Raw genomic sequence first — 21,005 nt, 5'->3', positions numbered from 1 at the left:
ATGACCGTTGTCGCCCTGCCGCTGGTCGGCAGCATGCAGCATGCCGACGCCACCGAGCTCGGCGGGTCGGACCCCACGCTGATCCACGGCGAACCGGGCGGTGCCATCGTGCGCCGCTCGGTGCTGCCCGGGGGAGTGCGGGTCCTGACCGAAGCAATGCCCGGCCAGCGGTCGGCGACGATCGGTTTTTGGGTCGGTGTTGGCTCGCGGGATGAAGCCGCGGGCCAGCACGGCTCGACACACTTCCTGGAGCACCTGCTCTTTAAGGGCACCAAACGCCGGACCGCGCTGGAGATCGCTTCCGCCTTCGACGAAGTCGGGGGTGAATCGAATGCGGCCACGGCCAAGGAAAGTACCTGCTACTACGCCCGGGTCCTCGATTCCGACCTGCCGATGGCCATTGACGTGATCGCCGACATGATCACGTCGGCGGTCCTGGATCCGCAGGAACTTGAGCAGGAACGCGGAGTCATCCTCGAAGAGATCGCCATGGACAATGACGATCCCGCGGATGTATGCCACGAAAAATTCGTCGAGGCAGTGCTCGGCGGACATCCGCTGGGCAGGCCCATCGGCGGCACCCCCGAAGCAATCAAAGCCGTGGCCCGCGACTCGGTCTGGTCCCATTACCAGCGCTACTACCGGCCGGACGAGCTGGTGGTGACCGCCGCCGGCGGGCTGGACCACGACACGGTGTGCACCCAGGTGCTCGCCGCGCTGGAATCTGCCGGCTGGCACCTTGAGGACGGCGCGGTGCCGGTGCCCCGGCGGGAGACGGCCGCAGCGGCCGTGGCCCCAGTCGCCGGCACCTATGTGCACCGCCGTCCGGTGGAACAGGCGAACATCGTGATGGGATGCCCGTCCATCAACGCCACCGATGAACGCCGCTTCGTCATGAGCGTGCTGAACGCGGTGCTGGGCGGCGGCATGTCCTCCCGGCTGTTCCAGGAAATCCGGGAGAAGCGCGGGCTGGCCTACGCCACCTATTCCTTCTCCGGGGCCTACGCCGACGCCGGCTACTTCGGCATGTATGCCGGGTGTTCACCGGCCAAGACCGGCCAGGTCATCGATTTGCTCGGTGCCGAACTGGACCGGCTGGCGGCCGACGACATTACCGAGGACGAGCTGCGCCGCGCCGTCGGCCAGCTTTCCGGCGGCATTGTGATGGCGCTGGAAGACAGCGGCTCCCGGATGTCCCGGCTGGGCCGCGCCGAGCTGGTGTCCGGGGAGTTCCTGGATATCGACGAGTCGTTGGCCCGGATCAAGGCCGTCACCGTCGAGCAGGTCCGCGAGCTCGCCGCCGAATTAGCGGCGGCACCCCGCGTGGTCACCGTTGTTGGTCCGTTCGACTCGCCGGCAGACTTCGGCAAATAAGCGGGCCGGATAGCGGCCCGTGCCGCTGCCGGTTAGCCGCCGGCAAACGGCGGCAGAATGTCAATCACGTCCGTCGCTTTCAGCGGCGCCTGCCGGTCCTTCCAAGCCACCTCGTTGCGCAGGAAGCTGCTGCGGGCGATCACGGACTCCATGGACGGGGCCGACGAGCGTGCAGGCGCCGACGACGCCGCGGGTGCCGCATCTCGAGCATCTGCTCCGCCCGCGGAGGCGGCAGCCGCCAGCACCCGGTCCTGGCTCTCCGCCGGACTGTGGCGTGCCACCACCTCGCGCAGGAGCTCTTCCAAGGTAGTGCCGTCGGGCAGTTCCAGGGTTTCCTCTTCGAGGCCTGCCGCGGCCTGGGCCGCGCCGAAATACCGGATGATCATCTATCCGCCTATCGCACTCATGGTCCGGTCCGGCTGGACGAAGTCCGCGCCGCCCAGCCCCGCATGATCCATACCGTGGGCCTTGGGCTTGGCCCACATTGCGCCCCGCCAGTGTTCAGCCACTGCCTCGTCGCCCGCATCGCTGCGGAGCAGGGCCAGCAGGTCCGTTTCCTCGTGCGAGAACAGGCAGGAACGCACCTTGCCCTCGGCGGTGACCCGGGTGCGCCGGCAATCGGCGCAGAACGGTTCCGTCACCGAGGCAATGATCCCCACGGTGCCGGCGACGACGTCGGGGGAGCGCCGCCGTCGTACTTCCCACCGTTGCGCCGGGGCCCCGTCGCGTTCGCGCGGGTCCGGCGACAGCAGGAAATCCGATTCCAGCAGGGCGCGGATCTCGGCCGCCGAGAGCATGTTCTGCCTGGTCCAGCCGTGGTCGGCGTCAAGCGGCATCTGCTCGATGAACCGCAGCTCGTAGCCGCGGTCCACGGCCCAGTCCAGCAGTGCGGGAGCCTCGGCATCGTTGATGCCGCGCATCAGCACCGCGTTGATCTTCACCAGTCCCAGGCCGGCGGCGTCCGCGGCCTCGATGCCGGCAAGCACCCGGTCCAGGAACGGGCGCCGGGTCAGCTGGGCGAACGTCTCCGGGTGCAGCGAGTCCAGCGAAACGTTGATCCGGGTCAGGCCCGCCGCCTTCAGCGCGGCGGCCTTCTTCTCCAGGCCCAGGGCATTGGTGGTCAGCGATACCGGCAGATCCGGATGGTTGTTCCTGATGGCGGCGATGATGTCCACCAGTCCGGCGCGGACCAACGGTTCGCCGCCGGTCAGGCGCAGCTCGCGCACGCCCAGCCGCTCGACGGCGATCCGCACCAGCCGGACCACCTCCTCATCGCGGAGGACCTGCTCTTTGGACAGCCAGTCGAGGCCTTCAGCCGGCATGCAGTAGGTGCAGCGGAGGTTGCACTTGTCCGTCAGCGATATCCGCAGGTCGGTGGCCACCCGGCCGAAGCGGTCCATCAAAGACGGGCCCACGCCTGTGGGGCGCACAGGTACCGCAGCCGCCGCGGCGCCGGGAACCTGCGGCATGCCCAAGTCAACGCTCATACCACGAGGGTACGCGAGGAAGCCTGTTGGTGCAGGGCCGCTCGGCCTGTCGGGAAAGCTTGCCGCGCGGGAACCTACCGTATCCCGCATTTGAGGAACTAGACTCCCTTTCATGACGCAAATACGCATCTCTGACGCTGCGCGTTTCATGGGTGTCAGCGACGATACCGTCCGGCGCTGGCTCGACGCCGGCACCTTGACCAAGCACAAGGACGCCTCCGGCCGGGCTACCGTGGACGGCGCGCAGCTGGCCGCCCTGGCCCGGGAGCAATCGGCTCTGCCGCAAGACCCCACCGGCATCGGCAGTTCGGCCCGTAACCGCTTTGTGGGCATCGTGACGGAGGTGCTGCAGGACACGGTCATGGCGCAGGTGGAGATGCAGTGCGGCCCGCACCGGGTGGTGTCCCTCATGAGTGCCGAGGCCGTGCGCGAGCTGGGCATCGAACCCGGCACCGTTGCCGTTGCCGCCGTGAAGGCCACGATGGTGACCGTCGAGACGCCGTTGGGTAAGGACTGACATGGGACACGCTGCACCCCGGGACAGCGCTGTAAAGCGGACTGGCCGCAGCCGCCTGTTGGCCGTGCTGCTGGCCGGGGCACTCCTGGCCACCTCGGCGTGCTCGGCGGCGGACCAGGGGCCGCAGACAGCCGCGTCCGGATCAGCAAGCTCCGGCGAGTTGAATGTTTTCGCCGCTGCCTCGCTCAACGGCGTGCTCACGGACCTGGCCGCCGAGTTCGAGGACGACCACCCGGACGTGGCCGTCCGGCTCAACTTCGCCGGCTCCTCCGATTTGGCCACCCAGATTCTCTCCGGAGCACCCGCGGACGTGTTCGCCTCGGCCAACCCGGAGAACATGGAGAAGGTCACGGCACCCGGCATGGCAGCCGGAGACCCGGTCACGTTCGCAACGAATGAGCTCCAGATCGCTGTACCGGGCGGGAACCCGCACGGCATCACATCGCTGGCGGACCTCGCGGACCGGCAGATTAAGACCGTGATCTGCGCCCCGCAGGTGCCGTGCGGAGCGGCCACGCAAAAGGTTTCCCGGGAAGCCGGAATCGAGATCCCCGCGGTGAGCGAGGAATCATCCGTCACCGACGTGCTGGGCAAGGTGGTGTCGGGCGAGGCCGACGCCGGGCTGGTCTACGTGACCGACGTGAAGAACGCTCAGGGCGACGTCGAGGGCATCGACTTTGCCGAAGCCGGTGCCGCGGCCAATGACTATCCGATCGCGCGGCTGGCCGAGAGCACCAACCCGGAGGCCGCCGAGGCTTTCGTGGCGCTCGTGACCGGACCGGAAGGGCGGAAGACTCTGGCGGACTACGGCTTCGGAACGCCGTAACCACCGCGCGAAAACACCGCGCCCGCACGAACGCATGACGCAGGTGCCAGGGAACGGCGGACCAGCAAAGGACTAACGAGGGACCATGGATACAACGACGGCGGTGCCGGACACGGTGACCACGGCGCCGGACACAACAACCGTGGTGCGCGCTCCGGTGCCGTACTGGGTCTATCCGCTGGCCGCAGCAGGCGCCATCTTCGTCCTGCTGCCGCTGGCGGGGATGGCCGCCCGGGTGAATTGGCAGGAGTTTCCTCAGCTTGTCACCTCCGAGGCGTCGCTGGCCGCACTCGGCCTCAGCCTGCGGACAGCCACCGCCAGCACCGCCTTGTGCATAGTGCTGGGCATCCCGATGGCGCTGGTGTTGGCCCGCAGCAGCTTTCCGGGCCAGCAGGTGCTGCGTTCGCTGGTGCTCTTGCCGCTGGTACTGCCGCCCGTGGTCGGCGGCCTGGCCCTGCTGTACACCTTCGGGCGGCGCGGGCTGCTCGGCAGTACCTTCGAGGCGTTCGGACTCGAGATCGCCTTTTCCACCACCGCCGTGGTGCTGGCGCAAACCTTCGTGGCGCTTCCGTTCCTGGTATTGAGCCTGGAGGGAGCGCTGCGCACCGCGGGAACCCGGTATGAGGCCGCCGCGGCAACGCTGGGCGCTCGGCCTTCCCGCGTCCTTCGCACCGTCACGCTGCCCCTGGTGCTGCCGGGGCTGCTCTCCGGAGCGGTCCTGTCCTTCGCCCGGTGTCTCGGCGAATTCGGTGCCACCTTGACCTTTGCCGGCAGCCTGCAGGGGGTCACCCGCACGCTGCCGCTGGAGATCTACCTGCAGCGCGAAACCGATGCCGATGCCGCGGTGGCGCTGTCGCTGGTACTGGTGGTGGTCGCCGTCGTGGTGGTCATGCTGGTGCACCGCCGGTCCGGATGGGCTCCGGCCCTGGGCGTCCGGTGAGCCTGGAACTGACCGCGGGGCTACCGTCCCGCGGCTTCGAGGCGGACTTCAGCGTTGCCGACGGGGAAACGGTTGCCGTGCTCGGCCCGAACGGCGCCGGCAAGTCGACGCTGCTCGGCTTGATATCCGGCCTGCTGCGCCCAGCCTGGGGCCGGGCGCAGCTGGACGGCAACGTGCTCTTCAGCGCCGGGCAGGGCCAGCCCGACCGCTGGCTGCCCGCCCACGCGCGCGGCGTCGGTCTGCTGGCGCAGGAGCCGCTGCTGTTTCCGCACCTGAGCGTCACGGCGAATGTTGCCTACGGCCCGCGCAGTCGCGGCGCATCCCGTGCCGAGGCCGGGGCGACCGCCCGCCATTGGCTGGCCGAACTTGACGCCACCGAGCTGGCGGACCGCCGCCCCGCTGAGCTCTCCGGCGGCCAAGGGCAGCGCGTGGCAGTGGCCCGCGCCTTGGCCGCCGAACCTGCGCTGCTGCTGTTGGATGAGCCGATGTCCGCACTGGATATCACCGCGGCTCCAGCGTTGCGCAGGCTGCTGCGCAGAGTGTTGGAAGGACGCAGCGCCGTGATCGTCACTCACGAGCCGCTGGATGCCCTGTTGCTGGCCGACCGCGTGGTGGTGATGGACGGCGGGCGGATCGTCGAGCAGGGGCCGGTGCGCGAGGTGTTTGCCCGGCCGCGCAGCTCCTTCGCCGCGGGCATGACAGGCCTCAACCTGGTCACCGGGACCGCCACCGAAACGGGGCTGACAGACGCGGACGGGGTGCACTGGAGCGGCGAGGCCGAGGCCGGACTGCGTCCCGGCGACCTGGCCGCTGCCGCGTTCCGCCCTGCCTCCGTGGCGCTGTTCACCGATCTTCCGGCCGGCAGCCCGCGCAACGCCGTGGCGGCCACAGTGACCGAACTCGTGCCGCACGGCGGTCTGGTCACGGTCCGGGCCGGCTGGCTGGCAGCCGAGGTGACGCCGGCAGCAGTGACCGAACTGTCGCTGGCGCCGGGCGACCGCGTGCATTTTGTGGTCAAGGCGGCCGAAGTGTCGATCTATCCCAGGTAAGCCGCCGGCAGCGCCGTCCCGTCCGCCGCGTCCCCTAGGATGGCAGCAGAACCTGCACCTGCGGCAGGCCGGATCTGGCGGCACCCTGGCCACCGCCGGCCTGATCTGCGTATCAAGGAGGGCCCGTGGCCAAGAGCGTTGCCGAGCACCGCGCCGACGTCGAGGAACTGATCCGTTACGCGGCACGGGACTGCCTCGCCGGGAGCGAGTCCGTGGCGCTTGAAGCGGCCTATGGGCGCGTTTTGGCCGCCGACGTCGCGGCGCCGATGAGCCTACCGCCGTTCGCGAACTCGCAGATGGACGGCTACGCGGTCCGCAGCGCGGAGACTTCCGGCGGGGCGGACCTCGCCGTGGCGGCGACGATTCCGGCCGGCTATGCCGCGCCGGCGCTGCCGCCGGGCTCGGCCGCCCCGATCATGACCGGGGCCATGCTGCCCGAGGGCGCGGACGCCGTCGTCCCGATCGAGGAAGCGGTGCCGGACACCTTCCTGACCGAGCGCGACGGACACACGGTCAGGCTCCCGCAAACGCCGGCCGGCCGGTTCATCCGCTCCGTCGGCAGCGACATCGCCGCGGGCAGCCTCGCGCTGACCGCCGGAACGGTGCTGAAAGCGCCGCAGCTGGGACTGCTGGCGGCCTTGGGCCTGGCCTCGGCCGACGTGCGGCCGCAGCTGCGGGTGCTGCTGCTGAGCACCGGGGACGAGGTGGTGGCGGCCGGTGGACGGTTGGGCGCCGGGCAGATCTACGACGCCAACAACACCATGTTGGCCGCATCGCTCCGGGAAGCCGGCTGCGAGGTGGTAGAGAGCCGGATCCTGGCCGATGCGGCGCCGGAGTTCCGCCGCCTGCTGGACGCCGAGCTGCGCCGCCAGCGGGCGGATCTGGTGCTGACCTCCGGCGGCATCTCCAAGGGAGCCTTCGAAGTGGTCCGGCTGGCGCTCGAACCCGAGGGCGTGGCTTTTGCCCCGGTGGCCATCCAACCGGGCGGCCCGCAGGGCGCCGGCCGGATCGGCGGAGCTGTGTTCCTAGGCTTCCCCGGCAACCCGGTCAGCTGTTTGGTCTCCTTCGAGATGTTCCTGCGCCCGGCGCTGACTAGAGCGCTGGGTACCCCGGCGCCGCGCAGAATATTGCGGGTCCCGCTGGCCGAAGCCGCCGACTCGCCCCCGGCCAAGCATCAGGTGCGGCGCGGCCATTACGACGGCGGCCGGGTGCGGCTGGTGGGCGGAGCGGAGTCCCATCTGGTGCACGCGATGGCGCAATCCAACGCGCTGGTCCACCTGCCCGCTGGGGTCGGGCACGCGGAAGCCGGCCAGGACGTGGAAATATGGCTGCTATGAGCGATGCAGAACGACTGACCCATGTCCGCGAGGACGGCACGGCCCACATGGTCGATGTCAGCGGCAAGGACGAAACCACCCGGCAGGCCACCGCGCAGGCCGTGCTCTCCACCCGCTCCGACGTGGTGGAACTGCTGGCCGCCGGGTCGCTGCCGAAGGGCGATGCGCTGGCCGTCAGCCGGGTGGCCGGCATCATGGCGGCCAAGCAGACACCGCAGCTGATCCCGCTGTGCCACCCGCTGCCGATCAGCAAGGTCACCGTGGACTTCTTCCCGGCGGCGGACTCCGTGCGGATTGAAGCGACGGTCAAAACCCGTTCCGTCACCGGCGTCGAAATGGAGGCGCTGACGGCCGCCTCGGTGGCGGCGCTCAGCCTGTACGACATGGTCAAGGCGGTGGACAAGCACGCGGTGATCTCCGAGATCAAGGTGCTGGCCAAATCCGGCGGCAAGAGCGGGGACTGGGCGCTGTGAGCGCCAGGACCGCCGGCATCATCATCGCCTCCACCCGCGCCGCGGCCGGAGCCTACGAGGACGAATGCGCGCCGCTGATTTCCGAATGGCTGGCCGGCCACGGCCTGGCCGCCGGGGTGCCGCAGATCGTCGCCGACGGCGAGCCCGTCCGCCGCGCGCTGCGGAAGATGCTGGCCGCGGCACCCCGCGTCATCGTCACCAGCGGAGGAACGGGACTGGCTGCCGACGACCGCACCCCGGAGATCACCGCCGTCGTACTGGAGCGCGAACTGCCGGGCGTGATGGAAGCCATCCGCGCGTACGGACGCAGCAAGACGCCGCTGGCTGCGCTGAGCAGGGGCGTGGCCGGCACCGCCGGATCCACCTTTGTGGTCAATCTGCCCGGATCGCCCGGGGGAGTGCGCGACGGCTTGGCCGCCCTGGATCCGCTGATTGGCCACATCTGCGCCCAACTGGAGGGGAACACCGACGCCGGCCACGCGGGACCGGGGGATACTGGAAGCACCCGGCGGACGGAAGGACAACCATGACCAGCACGGTGTTGTATGCGGCGGTGACCGGTGACGCGATCGACGTTGCCGAGGCGACGGCCGCGGTGGATTCGGCCGAATGCGGTGCCGTGGTCAGCTTCAGCGGCGTGGTCCGGAACCACGACGGCGGGCAGGCCGTGGCTGCGCTGTCCTACTCGGCCCACCCCAGCGCCCAACGCGTCATCGCGGAGGTCGCCGGCCGGATCGCCGCGGAGCACGACGGCGTCCGGATCTGGGTGGCACACCGCACCGGCCCGCTGGCGATCGGCGATCCCGCCCTGGTGGCCGCCGTCGCCTCGGCACACCGCGCCGCGGCCTTTGCCGCCTGCTCGGAACTGGTGGACCGGATCAAGGAAGAGGTGCCCGTGTGGAAGGAACAGCACTTCGCCGACGGCAGCACCGAATGGGTCGGGATCGGCCAGTAGCGATACGCTGGAGGGCATGACTGAGCAACTTGCGGTGGCCGTGCTGGGCGCCGGCGGACGGATGGGGAGCGAGGCCGTCGCGGCCGTCGAGTCCGCCCCTGACCTCGAACTGGTGGCCGCGCTGAAGCGCGGCGACTCCCTCGAAGAACTGGTCTCCGCCGGGGCCCAGGTGGTGGTGGATCTGACCACCCCGGAGAACACCGAGGCCAACGTCCGGTTCGCCGTCGAACACGGCATGCATGCTGTGGTCGGCACCACCGGCTGGGACGAAGCCAAGCGGGCCTCGCTGGTTGAGCTGCTGGAGCAGCACCCCGGAACGGGCGTGCTGATCGCACCCAACTTCGCGCTCGGTTCGGTGCTGGCATCCTCGTTCGCCGCTACGGCGGCCAAGTACTTCGAATCGGTGGAAATCATCGAACTGCACCACCCGGACAAGGTTGATGCACCCTCCGGCACCGCCATCCGCACCGCGCAGCTGGTGGCCGCCGCCCGCGAAGCCGCCGACGTTCCCGCGGGGCCGGACGCCACCACCAAGTCGCTGGACGGTGCCCGCGGGGCGGATGTGGACGGCGTGCGCGTGCACAGCGTGCGGCTGCGCGGCCTGGTGGCGCACCAGGAGGTGCTGCTCGGTGGGCCGGGCGAACAGCTCACCATCCGGCACGATTCGTTCGACCGCGCCTCATTCATGCCCGGCGTGCTGCTGGGCGTCCGGACCGTCACAGGGCGGCCCGGACTGACCTACGGACTGGACGGGTACCTGGAACTTTCATGAGCAACACTGAAGACACGGCGGGCGTGCCCGAGGGCGGCAACGGCGTCGGCTGGTACACCCGGCACGGAGCAAAAATCTGGGTCGGTGTGATCCTCGTCCTGCTGGTGGGCTATTTGATAGCCACCCTGCAGCGGGCCTGGCTGATGCTGCGCGAACCGGACCTCGTGGCCAAGGGCCTGGGCGTGGCCCTGGTGATCCTGCCCGTCATCGGCGCGTGGGCGCTGAGCCGGGAACTGCTGTTCGGCTCGCGGATGTCCAGGCTGGCCCGGACGCTGGAGGCCGAAGGCGGCCTGCCGGTGGACAACCTGCCGCGCACGCCCGGCGGCCGGATTGTCCGGGAAGCGGCGGACCAGGAGTTCCTCAAGTACAAGGCGGAGGCCGAAGCCGCGCCGGAGGACTGGCGCAGCTGGTTCCGCCTTTCCTGCGCCTACGACGCGGCCGGCGACCGCAAGCGCGCCCGCGAGTCGATGCGCCACGCGATCGGACTCAGCCGCTCCTGAGCGGAATGCTCAGCGGGACCGGCTGCCGGCCGGCCGGAGCGCATCGCGGGTGAGCCTGGACGCGGTGGAGGTCACCAGCTCGAACGGTCCTCGCCAGCCCAGGGCGTGGAAGACCATTCCGATGACCATCGCTGCCACCGCCTGCCACAGGTACGCCGGAAGATCCGGGGCATCGGGGGGCAGCACGCTGAGGACCCAGACATGGGCGGAGTAGAGCGTCAGGGTCATGGCGCCGGCGCCGGACAGCGGCAGCAGCAGCCACGGCAGCCGCGAGGTCAACAGGAGGCAGACCGCCAGCACCACGGCGGAGGTGCCCACGGTATGCAGCAGGTCGAAGCTCGTGCCGGAGTGCGGTGAGGCGCCGCCCAGCCACCACCACGAGCCGCGCTGCTCCACCCAGCTCATGTTCACCTGGTACACCAGATCGAAGTCTGCCCGTTGTGCCGACTCGGTGGCTGCCACTTCGGCGTAACCGCCCATCCGGTCCATCACCAACCAGGAGCTGGCTTTGCCCGCCACCGCCAGCAGCGCGCCCAGGGCCAGCAGTCCCAGCTGCACGCCGGTGCGCTGCAGTTCCAGCCGGCCGATCAGCAACCCGGCGAGCAGATAGCCTAGCCACTGCAGCACGGGGTAATAGCCGGTCAGGAAGATGTCGCTGAGCAGCGTGGCGGGCGTCAGCAGGTCATAGAGCATGGGGTTGTGGCCCAGCTCGGCCGGGTATACGGCAGCTTCTGCCACGGGGCGCAGCAAGTGCGCCAGCACGGGGGAGAGGATGATCCACCCGGCGGCCCACAGCGCCAGCAGGCGGCGGCGCAACTGGAGGAACGGCAGCGCACACAGGAACAGCACGGCATAGTTGACCAGGATCACCGCAACGTTCACTTCCAGGGTGCCCAGCATCATGCCGACCGTCGCAATCAGCAGGGCGCGGACGGCGATGCCGCCGCGGTCCGCAGCCAGGCTGTCGCCCTGGTGGCCGCGGCTGCCGCCGGTCAGCAGCGCCAGCCCCACTCCGGCCAGGACCGCGAACAGCGCCGAGGACCGACCGGACAAGACCAGGCCAACGAAATTCGGCTCCGGATTCGTGCCGGCCGTCCACGGCGCAAAGATGTGGGTAGCCATCATGCCCAGCAGGGCGATGCCGCGGGCGGCGTCGATACCGGCAATCCGGCGGCCGGTGGAAGCAGAGGGCATGCACCGATATTCTCACAGCCGGCCAGAAGACCGGCGGGAAAGATCAGCGGCCGGCACACGATACCGTGAGGGAATGGACACCTTCGAACACTGCTCTGCGGCGGCCGGGGAGCGGCCATGATGGGATTCGCTGTCAATGAGTACGACGGCGTGCGGCTGGCTTTCGAGGACACCGGCACCGGCGAACCGCTGCTGTTGGTCCACGGAACGGCGTTGTCCAAGGCTGCCTGGCGGGGACTGGGCTACCAGCGCGCCCTCAAACCGCGCTACCGGGTGGTCTCGCTGGACATGCGCGGGCACGGCCGCAGTGACAAGCCGCACAACGATGACGCCTACACGATGGAGCGCTTCATGGGCGACGTCGAAGCGGTGCTGGACGCCTGCGGGCTGCAGAGCGTGCATTACTTCGGCTACTCCTTTGGCGCACGGGTCGGGCTGGCGATGGCCGCCTCCCGGCAGCATCGGCTGCGTTCACTCACCATGCTCGGCGGGACCCACCGGAGCATGGCCGGCCAGGTCGGCAAGCTCTTCTTTCCCGACTACCTGGAAGCGCTTGAGACCGGCGGCATGGAGGAGTTCATCCGCCGCTGGAACGATCGCCGCAGCGCGGCGGTAGACCCGGCCACCCGGCAGGCCTTCCTGGCGAACGACCCGGCCGCGCTGGCGGCCTACTTCCGCGCCGGCGAAGAGTTGCCGGGGCTCGATCCGCGCGTCGTCCAGCAGATCCACTTGCCGGTCCTGCTGATCGCCGGCAGCAAGGACCATCCCCGGGCGGAGGAATCGCGCCAGGCCGCCGCCCTGCTGCCGGACGGACACTTCGCCGAACTGCCCGGTTTGGACCACGCCAGCTGCCTGTCCGCCCAGGAAGACGTGACCGCACTGTTGACGGGTTTCCTGGAAAGGGCCCACGCAAACCGCTGACGGGTTTCGCGGAGCATGCCCGCAAACCGCTGACGGGTTTCCCGGAGCATGCCCGCTCAAACCGCTGAGGCAGCCGCGTTGCCCGGGCCCCCGCAGGCCGCCGCCGGCGCGCCACGTGGCGGAAACTCCGTGTCGACCCTTGTACACCGTTGCCTGATACCGGCTCCGGACACGGTAACGTTTTCCCTATGGCTGAGTCTGACGTTCGTGAGTATCCCTTCGGCACCCTGGTCACCGCAATGGTCACCCCCTTCACCGAGGAGGGTGAGGTGGACTACCTGAAGACCGCCGAGTTGGCCGACAAACTGGTCCAGGACGGCTGCGACGGGCTCGTCGTCACCGGCACCACCGGCGAGACATCAACGCTGACCGATGACGAGAACGAAGCGATGTTCCGCACGGTCGTCGAGGCGGTCGGTGGACGCGCCAAGGTCATTGCCGGGTCGACCACCAACGACACGCGCCACTCCATCAACCTGTCCCGGCGTGCCGCCGCCGTCGGAGTGGACGGGCTCCTCATTACCGCCCCGTACTACAACAAGCCGAGCCAGGCGGGCGTCCAGGCCCACATCGAAACCATCGCCTCCGCCATCGGCCTGCCGGTCATGGTCTACGACATCCCCGGCCGCGCCGGCATCTCGATCGCGACGGACACCCTGATCCGGCTGGCAGAGCACCCGCTCGTCGTGGCGCTCAAGGACGCCAAGGCGGACTACGGCGAGACCACCCGCGTCCTGGCCAACACGGACCTGGACGTCTACTCGGGCGACGACGGACTGACCCTGCCGCTGATGGCGGCCGGCGCCGTCGGCGTGGTGAGCGTCACCGCCCACGTGGCCACCCGGCAGTTCCGCGAGCTGGTCGATGCCGCGCTGGCGGGGGACTTCGCCACCGCACGCCGGCTCCACTTCGAATTGGACCCGGTCATCCGGGCCGTGATGACCCACGTGCAGGGCGCAGTCGCCGCCAAGCAGGTCCTGAAGTGGCAGGGCGTGCTGCCCAACTCGGTGGTCCGGCTGCCGCTGGTGGAACCGTCGGAGGCAGAGCTCGCGCCCATCCGCGCGGACCTGACCGAGGCCGGCTGGACCCTGGAGGCCCTGAACGCCCGATGAGCCAGTCCACGCTGACCCAACTTCGCACCCCGCCCAGCCTCGAACCGGGCACGCTCCGGATTGTTCCGCTCGGCGGACTCGGAGAGATCGGCCGCAACATGGCGGTCTTCGAGATTGACTCGAAACTGCTGGTGGTCGACTGCGGCGTGCTGTTCCCGGAAGAGCACCAACCCGGGGTGGATTTGATCCTGCCGGACTTCTCCTACATCGAGGACCGGCTCGACGACGTCGTCGGCGTCGTCCTCACCCACGGGCACGAGGACCACATCGGTGCCGTCCCGTACCTGTTGCGCATGCGGCAGGACATTCCGCTGATCGGTTCCCAGCTGACCCTGGCCCTCGTGGAGGCCAAGCTGGCCGAACACCGGATCACGCCCTACACCCTCACCGTCGCCGAAGGCCAAATCGAGCAGTTCGGCCCCTTCGAATGCGAATTCGTGGCGGTTAACCACTCCATCCCGGACGCACTGGCGGTCTTCCTCCGGACCGCCGCCGGCACCGTGCTGCACACCGGCGACTTCAAGATGGACCAACTGCCGCTGGACGGGCGGATCACCGACCTGCGCGCTTTCGCCCGCCTCGGCGAGGAGGGCGTGGACCTGTTCATGGCCGACTCCACCAACGCGGACGTCCCAGGCTTCACCACCGCGGAGAAGGAAATCGGCCCGGTGCTGGAGCGCCTCTTCGGCCAAGTGCAGAAGCGCATCATCGTCGCCTCGTTTTCCTCCCACATCCACCGCGTCCAGCAGGTGCTCGACGCCGCTGCCGCCCACGGCAGGCACGTTGCCTTCGTGGGCCGCTCCATGGTGCGGAACATGAACATCGCCGCCAAACTGGGCTTCCTGAATGTTCCCGAGGGCATCCTGGTGGACCTGAAGAACGTGGAGGACTTCCCGGACGACCGGATCGTGCTGATGTCCACCGGCTCGCAGGGCGAGCCGATGGCCGCCCTGTCCCGGATGGCCAACGGCGACCACCGCATCCAGGTCGGCAAGGGGGACACGGTGATCCTGGCGTCCTCGCTGATTCCCGGCAACGAAAACGCCGTCTTCCGGGTCATCAACGGCCTGTTGAAGCTCGGCGCCGAGGTCATCCACAAGGGCAACGCCAAGGTCCACGTATCCGGACACGCTGCTGCCGGCGAGCTGCTGTACTGCTACAACATCCTGCGGCCCAAGAATGCCCTGCCGGTGCACGGCGAGACCCGCCACCTGATTGCCAACGGGCGGCTGGCCGAACAGACCGGTGTGCCGGCGGACAACGTTCTGCTGGCGGACGACGGATCGGTCGTCGACCTGAAGGACGGCACCGCGCGGATTGTCGGCCAGATCGAGTGCGGATACGTGTACGTGGACGGATCGAGCATTGGCGAGATCACCGACGCCGACCTCAAGGACCGCCGGATCCTGGGCGAGGAAGGGTTCATCTCCGTCATCACCGTGGTCAACCGCAGCACGGGCCAGATTGTCTCCGGACCAGAAATTCATGCCCGCGGGTTCGCCGAGGACGATTCGGTCTTCGACGACATCAAACCGAAGATCATCAGCGCGCTTGAAGAGGCAGTGGTCAACACCACGGACCACACCACATACCAGCTGCAGCAGGTGGTACGCCGGGTGATTGGCACCTGGGTGAACAAGCGGCACCGCCGCCGGCCGATGATCGTCCCGGTGGTCCTGGAGGCTTGAGACCGGTCCGGCGCAGTTGATCCGCGCGGGCCAAATCCCGCGGATGAGCAGGTTCAGCCGGTAACCTTGCGACTATGGCGACTCGTACTTCCCCTGCCCGAAAAGGCACCCAGCAGTCGCGCGGTAAGGGTACAGGCACTACTGCGCGCTCCTCATCGGGGCGTTCCAGCAAGACCAAAGTGCTCGATGTGCAGCCCCCGGAGGAGCAGCTGCCGCTGCTGCCGCGGATGATCCACGGGCTGTGGATGAGCCTGGCCCGTCCGGTGGCAGCGGGCGTACGGAAGCTCGGGCCCGATGTGCGGCCCGCCCACGAACTGCGCCGCGACGGCACCGGTTTTTTCCTGCTGCTCTTTGCCGCCTGCGTCGCCACCGTGGAGTGGTGGGCCCTGGACGGCTGGTTCGGGGACGTGGTGCACGCCGTGGCCGGTGGAACCTTCGGCTGGATGGCGCTGGTGCTGCCGGTGCTGCTGCTGATCATGGCAGTGCGCCTCATGCGCCACCCGGAGGACTCCCCGGCCAACAGCCGCATCTCCATTGGCCTGATCCTCTTCCTGGCCTCGGGCTCCGGACTCGCCCATGTGATCGGCGGCCAGCCCGCCCTGGCGGACGGCTTCGACGCTTTGTGGGCAGCCGGCGGGATGGCCGGCTTCCTGCTCGCGGCCCCGCTGGCGGCCGTCACCGTGTGGCTGCCGGTCGCCGTCTACGGACTGCTGGCCTTCACCAGCATCCTGATCATGACCGCCACCCCGTTCCGTCACATTCCCATGCGACTGCGGATGCTCTACGAGCACCTGATGGGCCAGGACCCGTCGGCAGAAGCCGAGCACCGGCCGGCCGCCGACGGGCATGACCAAAGCTACCTCTACGCCGATGAAGCCCCGGCCAAGGAACGCAAGCCGCGGCGCAAGCTGTTCGGCAAGCGCAAGACCGAAGAGGCCGAGGGCGCCGACGACGAGGGTTTCTACTTCGACGAGGCGTTCGAAACACCGGTGATCGAGGCCGAGGAACCTGAGGAAGAAGCCGGAACGGAGCAGTCGGCGCCGGCCGTGCCGCCGGGGGTGCGCAGGCCCACCCAGGCCGAGCTCGCCGTCGAAAAAATCAAGCGCAACCAGGGGCTGGTACCCGAGGGCGCCACCGAGGCGTTGCCGGTGCTGCCTGCCTCCGCGCCGGCGGCCGCAGCCCCCACCGTCCCGGCCAACCCGGTGCAGCCGCAGCCGCCGACCACCCCGATCCCGCAGCGCACCGAACAGTTGCAGTTGGCCGGGGACGTCGCCTACACCCTGCCGCCCTCGGATTTCCTGCCGCCGGGTCCGCCCTCGAAGGAACGCTCGGAGGCGAACGACGCTGTCGTCGCGGCGCTGACCGAGACGCTGGACCAGTTCAAGGTGGACGCGAAGGTGACCGGGTTCTCCCGCGGCCCGACGGTGACCCGCTACGAGATCGAGCTGGCACCGGGCACCAAGGTCGAACGGGTCACGGCGCTGTCGAAGAACATCTCCTACGCCGTGGCCAGCTCTGACGTGCGCATCCTGTCGCCGATTCCCGGAAAGTCGGCCATCGGCATCGAAATCCCGAACACGGACCGCGAGACGGTTTCCCTGGGCGACGTGCTCAGGTCGAACAATGCCCGCAAGACCGAGCATCCGATGGTCATGGGCGTGGGCAAGGACGTGGAGGGCGGCTTCGTGCTGGCCAACCTGGCCAAGATGCCGCACCTGCTCGTCGCGGGCGCCACCGGCGCGGGCAAGTCTTCGTTCGTGAATTCGATGATCACCTCGATCCTGATGCGCTCGACACCGGACGAGGTGCGGATGGTCATGGTGGACCCCAAGCGCGTGGAACTGACCGCGTACGAGGGCGTGCCGCATCTGATCACGCCGATCATCACCAATCCGAAGAAGGCAGCCGAGGCGTTGCAGTGGGTGGTCCGGGAGATGGACACCCGCTACGACGACCTCGCCAACTTCGGTTTCAAGCACATCGATGATTTCAACAAGGCCGCGCGCAACGGGAAGGTTGTGCCGCCGGCCGGGTCCAAGCGCGTGATCAAGCCCTACCCGTACCTGCTGGTGATCGTGGACGAGCTCGCGGACCTGATGATGGTCGCCCCGCGGGACGTTGAGGACTCCATCGTCCGCATCACCCAGCTTGCCCGCGCCGCCGGGATCCACCTGGTGTTGGCCACCCAGCGGCCCTCGGTGGACGTGGTGACCGGCTTGATCAAGGCCAACGTCCCGTCGCGGATGGCGTTCGCCACCTCGTCGGTGACCGACTCCCGCGTTGTGCTCGACCAGCCCGGCGCCGAGAAGCTGATCGGCCAGGGCGACGCCCTGTTCCTGCCGATGGGCGCCAACAAGCCCATCCGCGTCCAGGGGGCTTGGGTCTCCGAATCGGAAATCCACCGGGTGGTGGAACACGTCAAGGGACAGCTGCAGGCAGTCTACCGGGAGGACGTCGCCGTCGAGGCGCCAAAGAAGCAGATCGACGACGACATCGGAGACGACCTGGACGTGCTGCTGCAGGCGACCGAACTCGTGGTCACCACGCAGTTCGGCTCGACGTCGATGCTGCAGCGGAAGCTGCGCGTGGGCTTCGCCAAGGCCGGCCGCCTGATGGACCTGCTCGAGTCCAGGGGCGTGGTCGGCCCGTCCGAGGGCTCGAAGGCACGCGACGTGCTGGTCAAGCCGGACGACCTGGCCGCGACGCTCGCCGCCATCCGGGGCGACGAGCCGCCGGCGGCCGCCCCGGGCGAGGCAAGCGAAGCCGATTCACTGACGGAGGCGCTGGCAGAGAACGCCAACGCGAACCACGGTTTCGACGCCCCGCGTGACTTGGTCGCCGAAGACCTCGACTCCCGGCCGCAGGCGGTGGACTATTACGACGGCGACGAGGACGGCGCCGGGTCCGAGGACGCCTGGAACCTGACCGGGAGGTGACGTCCGCGGGGCTGCTTACTACGCCCGGCGGCTGAAGCCATCCGGCAGGCGGGTAGCCTTGAACGCGTGACTGATTCAGTGTCCCGGCCCGTGCCCCTGCTCAACATCGCCAACGTCCTCACGACGGTGCGGATCCTGCTGGTTCCGTTTTTCATCTGGTTCCTGCTGGCTGACGGCGGCGCAGGGGGCGTGTTCCGCTGGCTGGCGGTGTTGGTTTTCGCCGTCGCCATCTACACGGACAAGCTGGACGGCGATCTGGCCCGCAGTCGGGGTCTGATCACCAACTTCGGCAAGATTGCCGATCCGATCGCCGACAAGCTCCTGATCGGTTCGGCGTTGATCCTGCTGTCGGTGCTGGGCGATCTGCCGTGGTGGATCACCATCGTCATCCTGGTCCGGGAGCTGGGTATCACCTTGCTGCGTTTCGTCGTGATTCGTTACGGGGTCATGCCGGCCTCGCGCGGCGGCAAACTGAAGACCGTACTCCAGACGCTGGCCATCTTCCTCTACCTCCTGCCGCTCGAGTCTTGGCTGGGACCCTGGGCCGTCTGGGTGGCCTTCGTCGTCATGCTGCTCGCCGTCGTCGTCACCGTGGTGACCGGCGTCGACTACGTCGTGAAGGCCGTGAAGTTGCGTCGCGCTTCCCTCGCGGGGAGCGAGGGCCAGCGATGAACACCACACAGGCCGCGGCCGTCGTGGCCGCAGCCATCGCCCGGAAACTGACGGTGGCCACGGCCGAATCGTTGACGGCCGGAATGGTGGCGGCCGAACTGGCCACCATCCCGGGGGCGTCGGGCACGCTGCAAGGCGGCGTCGTGGCCTACCAGAGCGCGGTCAAGGCGGCCGTGCTCGGCGTCGACGCTGATCTGTTGGAACGGGAGGGCGCGGTCACCGAGGCCGTGGCCTGTCGGATGGCCGAGGGGGCCAGGCGAGTCCTGCAGGCGGACATTACGGTGTCCACCACCGGGTTTGCCGGACCGGAACCGCACGGTGGCCGGGAGGTGGGGACGGTGTGGATCGGCGTCGCAGCCCCGCAGGGAACCTGGGCCGTTGAATTCCACTTCGACGGCGACCGCGCCCGGATCCGGCAGCAGGCCTGCGAAGCCGCCATCATGGAACTGGGCCGGGCGGTCGACGATGAGGCGGCTGTTTTGTCCGGATCTTAGATTTAAGCCCGGGGAACAAAAATATTGATTCAGTAGTTATCAAAGGTGTCAGCAGCTGTTAGGTTGTTGGCCTAGGCTTGAAAACAGCGGCAGATGCCGCCCACCTTATGAGGGAGCAAGGCGATACAGATGGTAAAGCAGCCCGTGTCCGTAAACGGTGTGGTCCGTTGGCGTGATGTGGGATTGGCCGAAGAACCCCGCAGGGAGCAGAAGGAGCGCAAAATGGTAGTGTTGCGACACGAAATTGGCGATGTCCTCCGTGATGTCCGGCAGCGGCAGGGACGAACCCTGCGTGAAGTGTCGCACAGCGCCCGCGTTTCCCTTGGCTACCTGAGCGAAGTCGAACGCGGCCAGAAGGAAGCGTCGTCTGAACTGTTGTCTTCGATTTGCTCGGCACTGGACGTCCCCTTGTCGCACATGCTGCGGGAAGTGAGCGACCGGGTCGCAGAAGCGGAGGGAGTGGTCATTCCCGATACCGTCCCGCAGGAACTCTCGCGTGAGTTTGTCGGCGACATTCCGGACGAACTGCCCGAGGAACTCCGCGGTTTGGCTTCCGCCCGATACTGACCAAAGACCCTCATGGGCCGGTTCCGCCGCTGTGGCGGAACCGGCCCATTTTTTTGTGTCCGCGGGCCCCGGGCGGACCGCCGCCCGTTTAGTGGGCCGGCGGTTCATTGGCGTAGGAGGCGTTCAGCCGGTCCAGCAGCTGTCCCAGCGTGGACAAGTCTTCAACAGACCAGTCGCCAAGACGCTCGTGAAAGGCGATCTTGCGGGCGGCCTGTGCCTCGGCCAGTTTTTCCAACCCTGCGGGGGTCAGGGTGATGGACTGGGCCCGGCCGTCCAAAGGATCCGCCTGCTTGCCCACCAACCCCAACTGCTCGAGCATGGCGATTTGGCGGCTGACAGACGGTTTGCCCACTCCAATGGCCGCGGCCAGCTCCGTGAGCCGCAACGAATGCTCCCGCTGGAGGATCAGCAGAAGTCCGTAAGCGGCCGGTTCCATGTCGGGGTGCACGGTCCGCGCCACCCGGTGGGAGTTCGCCCTGGCCCGGCGCCAGAGTAAGCTCAGCTGCCGTTCAAGTGCTTCGATGGCCGTATCGAACCCTGCATCTTCGCTGCCTGTGGCATGGTCTGTCATGGCCTTATTCTAATGAGGGCAGGGGCCGTCGCAGAGAATCCCGCGCGGACACGTCGCAGGCCGATTGCGGCGTCGAAGGAATCTCGATGCCGACCGGCCGCGTCAGGCGGACACGTGAGAAGATGTACGCGTGCGAATCAGTGACTTCTGGCGGTTGATGGACGATGAATTCGGTTCGGCCTATTCGCATGTCCTCGCCGCGGATTTGGTGCTGGGACAGCTCGGCGGCCGGACCGCCGCCGAAGCATTGGCTGCTGGAATTCCGCCCAAAACGGTATGGCAGGCCGTCTGCGATATCCAGGACGTTCCGCAGGAACGGCGCTGGGGCAAGGACCGCGAGCCGCGCGGCTGAGCGGACACGCCCGGCAGGAAACCCCGATATGTTCGAAAGTGTGTTCGGATGCCGCTAAGCTTCTACACAGACCGCTGAGAGGCCGGATCATCCACACGCTCCGCTGCCGATCCCGATTTTGTCCGAGCCGGACGTTACGGTCGGAAGAGTCAAGACAGACCAGGCCCGAGGGCCGCAAGAGACTGAGGTGAACAATGGCCGCACCAGCTGACCGCGAGAAGGCACTGGAAGCTGCGCTGGCGCAGATCGACAAGCAGTTCGGCAAGGG

The 21,005-nt window shown here is 68.3% G+C and carries 23 protein-coding genes; 19 read left to right on the top strand and 4 right to left on the bottom strand.

The genetic code is table 11. From position 1 onward, the window contains the following. Positions 1–1,374: a M16 family metallopeptidase gene (locus tag AC5RWT_RS20770; RefSeq protein WP_494044815.1), complete on the top strand. Its 1,374-nt coding sequence runs from the start codon at positions 1–3 to the stop codon at positions 1,372–1,374. 32 nt (positions 1,375–1,406) lie between these two features. Here AC5RWT_RS20770 and AC5RWT_RS20765 read toward each other — a convergent pair whose 3' ends face one another. Together AC5RWT_RS20765 and moaA are read right to left on the bottom strand one after the other, a co-directional pair. Then, positions 1,407–1,760 carry a MoaD/ThiS family protein gene (locus AC5RWT_RS20765; RefSeq protein ID WP_494081819.1) on the bottom strand — a complete coding sequence of 118 codons (354 nt, stop codon included), beginning with the start codon at positions 1,758–1,760 and terminating at the stop codon, positions 1,407–1,409. Further along, positions 1,761–2,861, bottom strand: a complete 1,101-nt coding sequence (moaA, locus tag AC5RWT_RS20760; RefSeq protein ID WP_494081818.1) for a GTP 3',8-cyclase MoaA — start codon at positions 2,859–2,861, stop codon at positions 1,761–1,763. A gap of 112 nt (positions 2,862–2,973) precedes the next feature. Between moaA and AC5RWT_RS20755 the strand changes: the two genes are divergently transcribed. The 10 genes from AC5RWT_RS20755 (at position 2,974) to AC5RWT_RS20710 (ending at position 10,230) form a co-directional block, all read left to right on the top strand. Further along, a complete protein-coding gene (locus AC5RWT_RS20755; protein ID WP_494044818.1) occupies positions 2,974–3,378 on the top strand; it encodes a TOBE domain-containing protein in 405 nt (134 codons plus the stop codon). Between the two features lies 1 nt (position 3,379). Further along, positions 3,380–4,204 carry a molybdate ABC transporter substrate-binding protein gene (gene modA / locus AC5RWT_RS20750; RefSeq protein ID WP_494044819.1) on the top strand — a complete coding sequence of 275 codons (825 nt, stop codon included), beginning with the start codon at positions 3,380–3,382 and terminating at the stop codon, positions 4,202–4,204. Positions 4,205–4,289: 85 nt separating this feature from the next. Beyond that, a complete protein-coding gene (locus tag AC5RWT_RS20745; RefSeq protein WP_494081817.1) occupies positions 4,290–5,144 on the top strand; it encodes an ABC transporter permease in 855 nt (284 codons plus the stop codon). Further along, the gene (locus AC5RWT_RS20740) at positions 5,141–6,193 is read left to right on the top strand and encodes a sulfate/molybdate ABC transporter ATP-binding protein (protein WP_494081816.1); all 1,053 of its coding nucleotides are present in this window, start codon (positions 5,141–5,143) and stop codon (positions 6,191–6,193) included. The genes AC5RWT_RS20745 and AC5RWT_RS20740 overlap by 4 nt, the downstream gene beginning before the upstream one ends. 125 nt (positions 6,194–6,318) lie before the next feature. Next, positions 6,319–7,530, top strand: a complete 1,212-nt coding sequence (locus AC5RWT_RS20735) for a molybdopterin molybdotransferase MoeA (protein WP_494081815.1) — start codon at positions 6,319–6,321, stop codon at positions 7,528–7,530. Next, positions 7,527–8,003, top strand: coding sequence for a cyclic pyranopterin monophosphate synthase MoaC (gene moaC / locus AC5RWT_RS20730; RefSeq protein WP_494081814.1), 477 nt, complete (start codon positions 7,527–7,529; stop codon positions 8,001–8,003). The genes AC5RWT_RS20735 and moaC overlap by 4 nt, the downstream gene beginning before the upstream one ends. Further along, positions 8,000–8,533, top strand: a complete 534-nt coding sequence (locus AC5RWT_RS20725) for a MogA/MoaB family molybdenum cofactor biosynthesis protein (RefSeq protein ID WP_494081813.1) — start codon at positions 8,000–8,002, stop codon at positions 8,531–8,533. The genes moaC and AC5RWT_RS20725 overlap by 4 nt, the downstream gene beginning before the upstream one ends. Then, complete coding sequence (locus AC5RWT_RS20720; protein WP_127511721.1) at positions 8,530–8,958, top strand: molybdenum cofactor biosynthesis protein MoaE; 429 nt, start codon at positions 8,530–8,532, stop codon at positions 8,956–8,958. The genes AC5RWT_RS20725 and AC5RWT_RS20720 overlap by 4 nt, the downstream gene beginning before the upstream one ends. Before the next feature lie 16 nt (positions 8,959–8,974). Next, positions 8,975–9,730: a 4-hydroxy-tetrahydrodipicolinate reductase gene (gene dapB, locus AC5RWT_RS20715; protein ID WP_494081812.1), complete on the top strand. Its 756-nt coding sequence runs from the start codon at positions 8,975–8,977 to the stop codon at positions 9,728–9,730. Then, positions 9,727–10,230, top strand: a complete 504-nt coding sequence (locus AC5RWT_RS20710) for a tetratricopeptide repeat protein (RefSeq protein WP_494081811.1) — start codon at positions 9,727–9,729, stop codon at positions 10,228–10,230. The genes dapB and AC5RWT_RS20710 overlap by 4 nt, the downstream gene beginning before the upstream one ends. 9 nt (positions 10,231–10,239) lie before the next feature. On the opposite strand, the gene AC5RWT_RS20705 is transcribed toward AC5RWT_RS20710, so the two are convergent. Beyond that, complete coding sequence (locus AC5RWT_RS20705; RefSeq protein WP_494081810.1) at positions 10,240–11,424, bottom strand: heparan-alpha-glucosaminide N-acetyltransferase domain-containing protein; 1,185 nt, start codon at positions 11,422–11,424, stop codon at positions 10,240–10,242. A 117-nt stretch (positions 11,425–11,541) separates the two neighbouring features. Here AC5RWT_RS20705 and AC5RWT_RS20700 point away from each other — a divergent pair, with 117 nt between their 5' ends. From AC5RWT_RS20700 to AC5RWT_RS20670, 7 genes are all read left to right on the top strand, one after another. After that, positions 11,542–12,345: an alpha/beta fold hydrolase gene (locus tag AC5RWT_RS20700; RefSeq protein WP_494081809.1), complete on the top strand. Its 804-nt coding sequence runs from the start codon at positions 11,542–11,544 to the stop codon at positions 12,343–12,345. A gap of 188 nt (positions 12,346–12,533) precedes the next feature. Continuing rightward, positions 12,534–13,457 (top strand): 4-hydroxy-tetrahydrodipicolinate synthase, encoded by a 924-nt coding sequence (gene dapA / locus AC5RWT_RS20695; protein ID WP_494081808.1) that lies wholly within the window; start codon positions 12,534–12,536, stop codon positions 13,455–13,457. Beyond that, positions 13,454–15,145: a ribonuclease J gene (locus tag AC5RWT_RS20690; protein ID WP_494044830.1), complete on the top strand. Its 1,692-nt coding sequence runs from the start codon at positions 13,454–13,456 to the stop codon at positions 15,143–15,145. The genes dapA and AC5RWT_RS20690 overlap by 4 nt, the downstream gene beginning before the upstream one ends. A gap of 74 nt (positions 15,146–15,219) precedes the next feature. Continuing rightward, on the top strand, positions 15,220–18,081 hold the full coding sequence (locus tag AC5RWT_RS20685; RefSeq protein ID WP_494081807.1) for an FtsK/SpoIIIE family DNA translocase: 2,862 nt from the start codon (positions 15,220–15,222) through the stop codon (positions 18,079–18,081). Between the two features lie 66 nt (positions 18,082–18,147). Continuing rightward, the gene (gene pgsA / locus AC5RWT_RS20680; protein WP_494081806.1) at positions 18,148–18,753 is read left to right on the top strand and encodes a CDP-diacylglycerol--glycerol-3-phosphate 3-phosphatidyltransferase; all 606 of its coding nucleotides are present in this window, start codon (positions 18,148–18,150) and stop codon (positions 18,751–18,753) included. Continuing rightward, entirely contained in the window at positions 18,750–19,247 is a 498-nt protein-coding gene (locus tag AC5RWT_RS20675) for a CinA family protein (RefSeq protein WP_494081805.1), read from the top strand. The genes pgsA and AC5RWT_RS20675 overlap by 4 nt, the downstream gene beginning before the upstream one ends. A gap of 129 nt (positions 19,248–19,376) precedes the next feature. After that, positions 19,377–19,814 carry a helix-turn-helix domain-containing protein gene (locus tag AC5RWT_RS20670; protein ID WP_127511713.1) on the top strand — a complete coding sequence of 146 codons (438 nt, stop codon included), beginning with the start codon at positions 19,377–19,379 and terminating at the stop codon, positions 19,812–19,814. An 88-nt stretch (positions 19,815–19,902) separates the two neighbouring features. On the opposite strand, the gene AC5RWT_RS20665 is transcribed toward AC5RWT_RS20670, so the two are convergent. Next, positions 19,903–20,385, bottom strand: a complete 483-nt coding sequence (locus AC5RWT_RS20665; protein WP_494081804.1) for a MarR family winged helix-turn-helix transcriptional regulator — start codon at positions 20,383–20,385, stop codon at positions 19,903–19,905. Positions 20,386–20,515: 130 nt separating this feature from the next. Here AC5RWT_RS20665 and AC5RWT_RS20660 point away from each other — a divergent pair, with 130 nt between their 5' ends. Beyond that, positions 20,516–20,737, top strand: a complete 222-nt coding sequence (locus AC5RWT_RS20660) for a DUF3046 domain-containing protein (protein WP_494081803.1) — start codon at positions 20,516–20,518, stop codon at positions 20,735–20,737. The last annotated feature ends 268 nt before the right edge of the window (positions 20,738–21,005 follow it).

It is taken from the genome of Arthrobacter sp. Dra40 (assembly GCF_059091905.1).
The sequence above is the reverse complement of the archived record's forward strand: the minus strand, read 5'-3'. Positions and strand labels throughout refer to the sequence as shown.